Below are 6,523 nucleotides of genomic sequence, written 5' to 3' on the forward strand. Positions count from 1 at the left end.
GCTCCTAGTTTGTAGTTCTTAAATAACCGTTTTGTTTTAAAAACAGTTCTAATTTTGTAAGTGTATCATTTTTTTCTTCTTCTGTTATAAACTCAGAACAAGACAAATCACCCTTAAGTCTACTTGAAAGAGCATCTGCATCATACCCTAGCGACTCAAGTATCTCTAAAATACTTTTTGACTCAACTGCATTTTTTATCTCATATGAGTACTCGTCTATTGTAATAGTGTACTCGCTCGGGTGTGTAAATAGGTTGTGATTCATTCCAAGAGTTTCTTGATAAGCGCCCACATTGAAAAAACCTAAAAAGTACTCCTCTTCATCAAGATTTACATCATGAAGATAGAGCGGCTTGTCAGGATTGAAACCTATCTCGCCATCACTGTCACATGTGATATCCCAAAGAGAAGCCGCGCGAAGAGGTGTAGTGTTGAGATGGTGTAGAGGCATAACAGGGAAATGCTGGTTTAATCCCCAGTAATCAGGCAAGCTCTGGAATATTGAGGCGTTGATTAGATACCTCTCCTGAAGTTTAACCTGCAACTGCTCAAGCTCGTCCGTAGGATTTGCCGACTTTAGGTAAAGAGCTCTTTTTATAATATTGTGAACTAATATTTCTGCGTTTGAGCGGTCTTGAAGGTCGATATAACCCAAATCAAAAAGTGTTAGAACAGACTCCATATGGTCAAGCGCGTCATGCAGATATTCGATACAGTTTGTGTTATTTAAGAGTTTGTTTAGCTCTATAAGCTCCTCAATAAGAGGCGGATTTGTTTTTTTAAAGTTGAGCAGTTTTTCTTGGAAATCCTGAGTGAAGAGCTCTAGTACGGGGGTAATAAGTACGGCATGTGAAGCTACGATAAATCTTCCAGACTCTGTAAAAATATCGGGATGCGTAACATTTTTTGCATTCATAATCTCGCCGAGCAAGAAGACAACGCTGCTTGAAAACTCGTCAATTGAGTAGTTGCGAGAGTTTGAATGCGTGTGTTGGTCATACTCAACGGCCAAACCTCCCCCGATATTTATGCTGTTTAGCTTTGCTGCGCCCATCTTTTTAAGTTCGGCATATATATTTCCAGCTTCACGAAGAGCTTTTTTGAGCGGAGCGATATCGGACATTTGAGAACCGATGTGAAAGTGAATCATACTTAGATAATCCAAGAGATTAGCTTCCCTTAAAAGTGTAATAGCCTCAATAATTTCCGTGGATGTCAGTCCAAACTTTGCATCCATTCCGCCGCTTTTTGCCCAGATGCCGCTGCCGGCACTGTGAAGCCTTACTCTGATGCCGATATTTGGAACTTTAAGGCTGCACTCTCTAGCAACATCTATAATAGTTTCAAGCTCGCCCAAGCCCTCAATGGTAATTGTTATATTGTGACCGCTTTGAGCAGCGATAAACCCGAGTGTAATCATCTCTTTGTCTTTAAAACCGTTTACGGTTATGTTTGCTCCTGAGGGAGTTTTGCTCATAGCCAAGATAAGTTCAGCTTTTGAACCGGCTTCTAGTCCATAGTTGTATTGTGCGCCTTGTGATGTTACAGCCTCTATGGCGTGTGGGAACTGATTTACTTTCAGAGGAAAGACTGCGTGAAAAGAGCCTTGATAGTTGTTTTGTTCAATTGCTTTGTCAAAATAGGAGTAGAGTGTTCTTATCTGGCTCTTTATAAGGTGCGGAAACCTAAGTAAAATCGGTCCTCTGACGTCGTTTGCACGAATCTCCTCAACTATTTGGAGAAGTGAGGGCATGCATTTGTAGTTAAGTTTAATCTGACCATCTTCGATGATAAAGTTTTTATTAGACCAGATGTCTAGACCGAAATTTTTCATATTAATATCCTATACATGCAATTTTTGGTGAAAATATTCATCTACGTCAAAATATATTTCACCGCTTCTATTTTTATAAGTAAGATTTGACTTATTTAGCTCTTTGAAGCTTTTGACGCCCATTATCGCTAAAAGAGACTTCATGCTCTTGATAAGATTTCTGTGGTAGTTTCCTATCTCGTCCCCTTTTTTAACAACAAGGTACGAGGCTCTTCGTTTAGGGTCTTGAGTCGCCATTCCGACAGGGCAGACATGAGAGTCAAAGCCAGAGCACATGCGGGCGCGAATGCATCCGCCGCTCATCATAAAACCTCTAGCAATTCCAACAGCATCGGCTCCCATACACATAGTAATTATGGCATCATCAGGAGTTAAAATTTTTCCGCTAGCAATGATTTTAATATCTTCGCGCAGATTATATTTTTTTAGCATTGTATCTAAAACATAGAGCGCATTGTTAGTCGTAAGTCCGATTGATTCCATCATCTCTAGCGGAGCAGTGGCGCTTCCGCCTTCGCCGCTGTCGATTGTTATAAAGTCTGGTATATTTCTTTTTGCCTCTTTTCTTGAAGCAATCTCTTTTACCATATTATCAACGGAGTCAGAATCAGAGATGACTATCTTAAAGCCTACCGGCTTTTTTGATAAATTTTGCAGTTTTTCAACAAAATCAAGTAGATGAGAAGCTGTGTCTGCGTATGGAAATCTGTTTGGCGAAATGAGATCTTTTCCCTCTGTAACACCTCTGTAATAGGCGATATCTGCATTTACCTTGCTTCCTGAGAGTTTTCCGCCGGTCTGTTTTGCACCCTGGGCAATTTTAATCTCACTCATACGGCAGAATTTCATAATTTTTTGATATCTAAGTTCATCAAACTTGCCCTCAGCATCTCTGACTCCGTATAGCCCTGAACCGATTTGAAAAACGGTATTTGGTATGTCGCTTGGAACCTCTTGCGGAAACACCTCAATAGGTGCATTCCAGTTTACTCGAAAAAGCACATGTGAGGCTGTGTCGTAGATGTATGTATTTTGAGTTTTCTTATTTAAAAGTATAGTGCGATACAACTTTAGAGCGATGGAGCGGTTAAAAAGCAAGTCGGTGATTTTAAAAGCACTCTCTGCAAATAGAGTGCTTTTAACAATCTCTAGATAGTCGCAATTCTTAAGGTCCGGTTTGTGCGTAAATAGATGATTTGACGTAAGCGAGCCTTCTCCTGTATTTATTGTCAGATTTGAAGTAGCACCTGCAATTGAGAAGGCGCGTATCGCTTCTGGAGAAAGCGCTCCATCACTCATGGCAGATCGGATAATCGGCGTATGCGAGACAAAAGGAATCTCTCTGTCTTTGCCAAATATTACGCCGGTGTCATCGCAAACCTCATGCTCATTTAAAACATATGATGCATGTTTTAAGACAAATCTTGAGCCGTTAAACGGCTGAGAGACTGAGAATGATTTATAGTTTGGAACATCTTTGGCAGCTTTGTAAACCCAGTCAACTTTGTCTTTTGAGTCATAAAACGTCTCTTGTGCAAAATATTGGCGAAGAGGCTCTCTGAGGGCTTCAAAAAGATATCTAAATCGTCCTATAATAGGATAGTTTATCAAGAGCGCATGTTTTCTTTGAACATATTTATCGTAAATGTAGAGTATAGCCAGACTGGCTAAACCGATAAGTGCAAAAAACTCTATTAAATCGACAAAAAGTTCCCATAAGTCATGAATAAACTCCATTAAAATTCCTCAAGTTTGAGAACTGCTTCTGTCTTGCCTTCTAAATCTTTTACCCATATGGTGCCGCTTGTTAGCTCATCTTCGCCGATAACGCAGCAAAATTTTGCATTAATCTTGTCGGCCGCTTTGAGGTGATTTTTTAGATTTTTAGCTTTGTAATCCACAACCGCCCTATCTGTTTTTCTCTTTTTTTGCGCTATTTTTACAACTAAATCAACAGCATTTTCATCCATTGCTCCGATATAGTAGCCCTCTCTTTTAATCTCTGGCATAACTATAAGCTCCAAAAGCCTCTCAATTCCCATTGCAAAACCGACAGCAGGAGTAGGGCGGCCATCAAGAAACTCTACGAGTCTGTCGTATCTTCCTCCGCCTGCTATTGCGCTTTGACTGCCTATATTGTCGCTTACGAACTCAAATGCGGTTTTTGAGTAGTAATCAAGACCGCGAACAAGATTTGTGTTTACTTCATAGACAATAGCGTTATCTTCTAAAATCTTCTTTAGCGTATCAAAATCATAGCTGCACCCAGAACATAAGTTGTGAATGAGTTTTGGAGCGCCTATGTAGAGTTCTTGACACTTTTCGTTTTTGCAATCAAGCACTCTGATAGGGTTTGTTTCAACTCTGCGGATACAATCCTCACAGATACCGTCTTTACACTCCTGTACAAACTTAACCAGCTTTTTGCGGTAAGCCGGCATACAGTTATTGTCGCCCAGTGAGTTTATTTGAAGTCTGTACCCGATGCCAAGCTCTTTTAAAATATCGCTGACCATCATAATCATAGCGGCATCTTCATAAACGCTATCGACGCCGAAACTCTCCACTCCAAACTGGTGAAACTCTCTTAATCTTCCTTTTTGCGGTCTCTCATAGCGAAACATTGCTCCATGGTAGAAAAAACGGTGAATCCCGCCAGCGCGGTCAAGTTTTTTTTGTATAAATGCACGCACAACTCCGGCAGTTCCCTCTGGACGAAGACAGACATCGTTTTTGCCTTTGTCTATAAACTGGTACATCTCTTTGCCGACAATATCGCTTGACTCACCGACTGAGCGTTTGAAAAGTGCCGTTTCTTCAAGTAGAGGCGTTTGTATAAAGTGAAAGCCATACCTTTGAGCAACCGTTGTCGCGGTGTTTATAAAGTATGTAAATCTCTCATAATCCTCGCTTAAAATATCATTCATTCCCCTAAGTGAAGTGATCATCTCTATCCTTATATCGTTGAAAACTGTAGTTAAGTTTTTTTAACTGAAAGGATACCATTTTTACCTTTTATTTAGTTATAATTCATCATATTTGGATTTAAAAAGGGCAAAAAATGCAGCAGCATCAGAGCTTAAAAGAGCACTATAAGTTCACAAAAGAGGAGGCTCTTATTTTGAAGGAGCTTCAACCTAGAATGCAGGAGCTCTCAAACAGATTTATAGATGAATTTTATGATTATATTTGGGGATTTGGGTCAACGGCAAAATTTTTAAAAAATCAAAAGATTATAGACTATCACAGACAAAAGATAAAGGAGTGGTTTGTCAATCTGTTTTGCGGAAAATATGATCTTGCATATTTTATGTACCTCTACAGGATTGGGGAGATTCATGTGCGAATAGGGCTTCCTACGCACTACGTAAACTCAGCGTTCACATTTGTAAGAACCTTTATCATTAAAAATCTTCATGAGAATTGTGAAAATGATAGACGAAGTATTATGGAGATAGAGGCAGTTGAGAAGATAGTGGATATAAATTTAGATACATTGACCAGCTCATACAGGGAAGAGGAGCTTGGGAAATTTCTCTCTTTGTCGAAAGTTGAAAAAACTATTTTGTCTTGGTTGAAAAGGTTTAATTCATACGTAAACTTCTTTTTGGCGGGCTCGTTGGCTTTAGTGGCATTTTTTGCCATAGGACTTTTTGGCTATGATATTTATCTGCTATTTTTTACAGATATAGGAATAGAGAAGGGGATACTTACCGTTCTTGGAAGTCTGCTTGTACTTTGGGCGGCGATAGAGCTTATACATGAGGAGATAAATCATCTCCAAGGCAAAGGTTTTGCCATCGGTGCATTTATTATGCTTGCTATGGCGGCACTTATACGTAAAGTACTCATATACTCTCTATCCTCGGAAAACGGTAAAGAGCTTTTGATAATAGGCGTCGTGATATTAGCACTTGCAATCGCCTACTGGCTTGTTGGCGCTAAAAAAATAGTTGGAACCAGTATTAATAAAGTGGATAATATCTCTTAGGTTACCATTTTTTATTTGTAGTTGATTTACTAAGAGTGTTGTTTTAAAAAAAAAGTATAAGCAAAGGAGTAGAATTTATTTTTACATCCAATTAAAGAATCAACTCTTATGCCTGATACGAGATAAATTTAAATAGAAGATGTCGCTCGCATCAATTATCCGCGATTCGGACGGGGCTATTTTTAACAATGCGGCGCAGGTGTTTAACCATGCGTTTTACTGGAATAGTCTCAGCAGTACAAAATTAACCCCAAGCGGTAAACTGCTGCTTAAAATAGATGATGATTTTGGTTCTTTGAATGCGCTAAAAAAGAGTTTATTGAGGCTGGAGTGACGCTTTTTGGCTCAGGCTGGGTGTGGCTGGTAAGAGAGCCAAAAGGCAGACTGAAAGTTTTAAAGACCGATAATGCACGTACGTCGCTTAGCTCTCACTATGTTCCATTGTTTGTCTGTGATGTATGGGAGCATGCCTATTATATCGATTATAGAAATCTGCGTCTGAAATATTTAGAGGAGTTCCGGAATCATATCAACTGGGAATTTGCGCTAAGGGCGTATGATAAAACTGATAACTGCATATAACGGTTTATCCGGACACCTCTGTCGGTTTCATTCGGACAGTTGAAGAAGAGATATTTTCTGTGGCGATATTTTAGCATAAGTGTCCGAATGATTTTTTATTTCTCTTGGATTTTTTC

Annotated in this window: 6 protein-coding genes; 3 read left to right on the forward strand and 3 right to left on the reverse strand. The window is 39.4% G+C overall.

Annotated elements, in window-relative coordinates; translation table 11 throughout:
- Positions 1–4 precede the first annotated feature (4 nt).
- The 3 genes from speA to hisS are packed head-to-tail and all read right to left on the reverse strand — an operon-like array spanning position 5 to position 4,782.
- Positions 5–1,834: a biosynthetic arginine decarboxylase gene (gene speA, locus K0A91_RS07455; protein ID WP_295009543.1), complete on the reverse strand. Its 1,830-nt coding sequence runs from the start codon at positions 1,832–1,834 to the stop codon at positions 5–7.
- A 9-nt stretch (positions 1,835–1,843) separates the two neighbouring features.
- Positions 1,844–3,571 (reverse strand): FMN-binding glutamate synthase family protein, encoded by a 1,728-nt coding sequence (locus K0A91_RS07460; protein WP_295009545.1) that lies wholly within the window; start codon positions 3,569–3,571, stop codon positions 1,844–1,846.
- Positions 3,571–4,782: a histidine--tRNA ligase gene (hisS, locus tag K0A91_RS07465; RefSeq protein WP_295009547.1), complete on the reverse strand. Its 1,212-nt coding sequence runs from the start codon at positions 4,780–4,782 to the stop codon at positions 3,571–3,573. Before hisS ends, K0A91_RS07460 begins: the two co-directional genes overlap by 1 nt.
- Before the next feature lie 113 nt (positions 4,783–4,895).
- Here hisS and K0A91_RS07470 point away from each other — a divergent pair, with 113 nt between their 5' ends.
- The 3 genes from K0A91_RS07470 to K0A91_RS07480 all read left to right on the forward strand — a co-directional run bounded on the left by K0A91_RS07470 (position 4,896) and on the right by K0A91_RS07480 (position 6,407).
- Positions 4,896–5,825: a protoglobin domain-containing protein gene (locus K0A91_RS07470; protein ID WP_295009549.1), complete on the forward strand. Its 930-nt coding sequence runs from the start codon at positions 4,896–4,898 to the stop codon at positions 5,823–5,825.
- 139 nt (positions 5,826–5,964) lie between these two features.
- The gene (locus K0A91_RS07475) at positions 5,965–6,159 is read left to right on the forward strand and encodes a hypothetical protein (protein WP_295009551.1); all 195 of its coding nucleotides are present in this window, start codon (positions 5,965–5,967) and stop codon (positions 6,157–6,159) included.
- Positions 6,156–6,407, forward strand: a complete 252-nt coding sequence (locus tag K0A91_RS07480; protein ID WP_295009552.1) for a Fe-Mn family superoxide dismutase — start codon at positions 6,156–6,158, stop codon at positions 6,405–6,407. Before K0A91_RS07475 ends, K0A91_RS07480 begins: the two co-directional genes overlap by 4 nt.
- Positions 6,408–6,523 lie beyond the last annotated feature (116 nt).

It is taken from the genome of Sulfurimonas sp. (assembly GCF_019429335.1).
Taxonomy (GTDB): domain Bacteria; phylum Campylobacterota; class Campylobacteria; order Campylobacterales; family Sulfurimonadaceae; genus Sulfurimonas.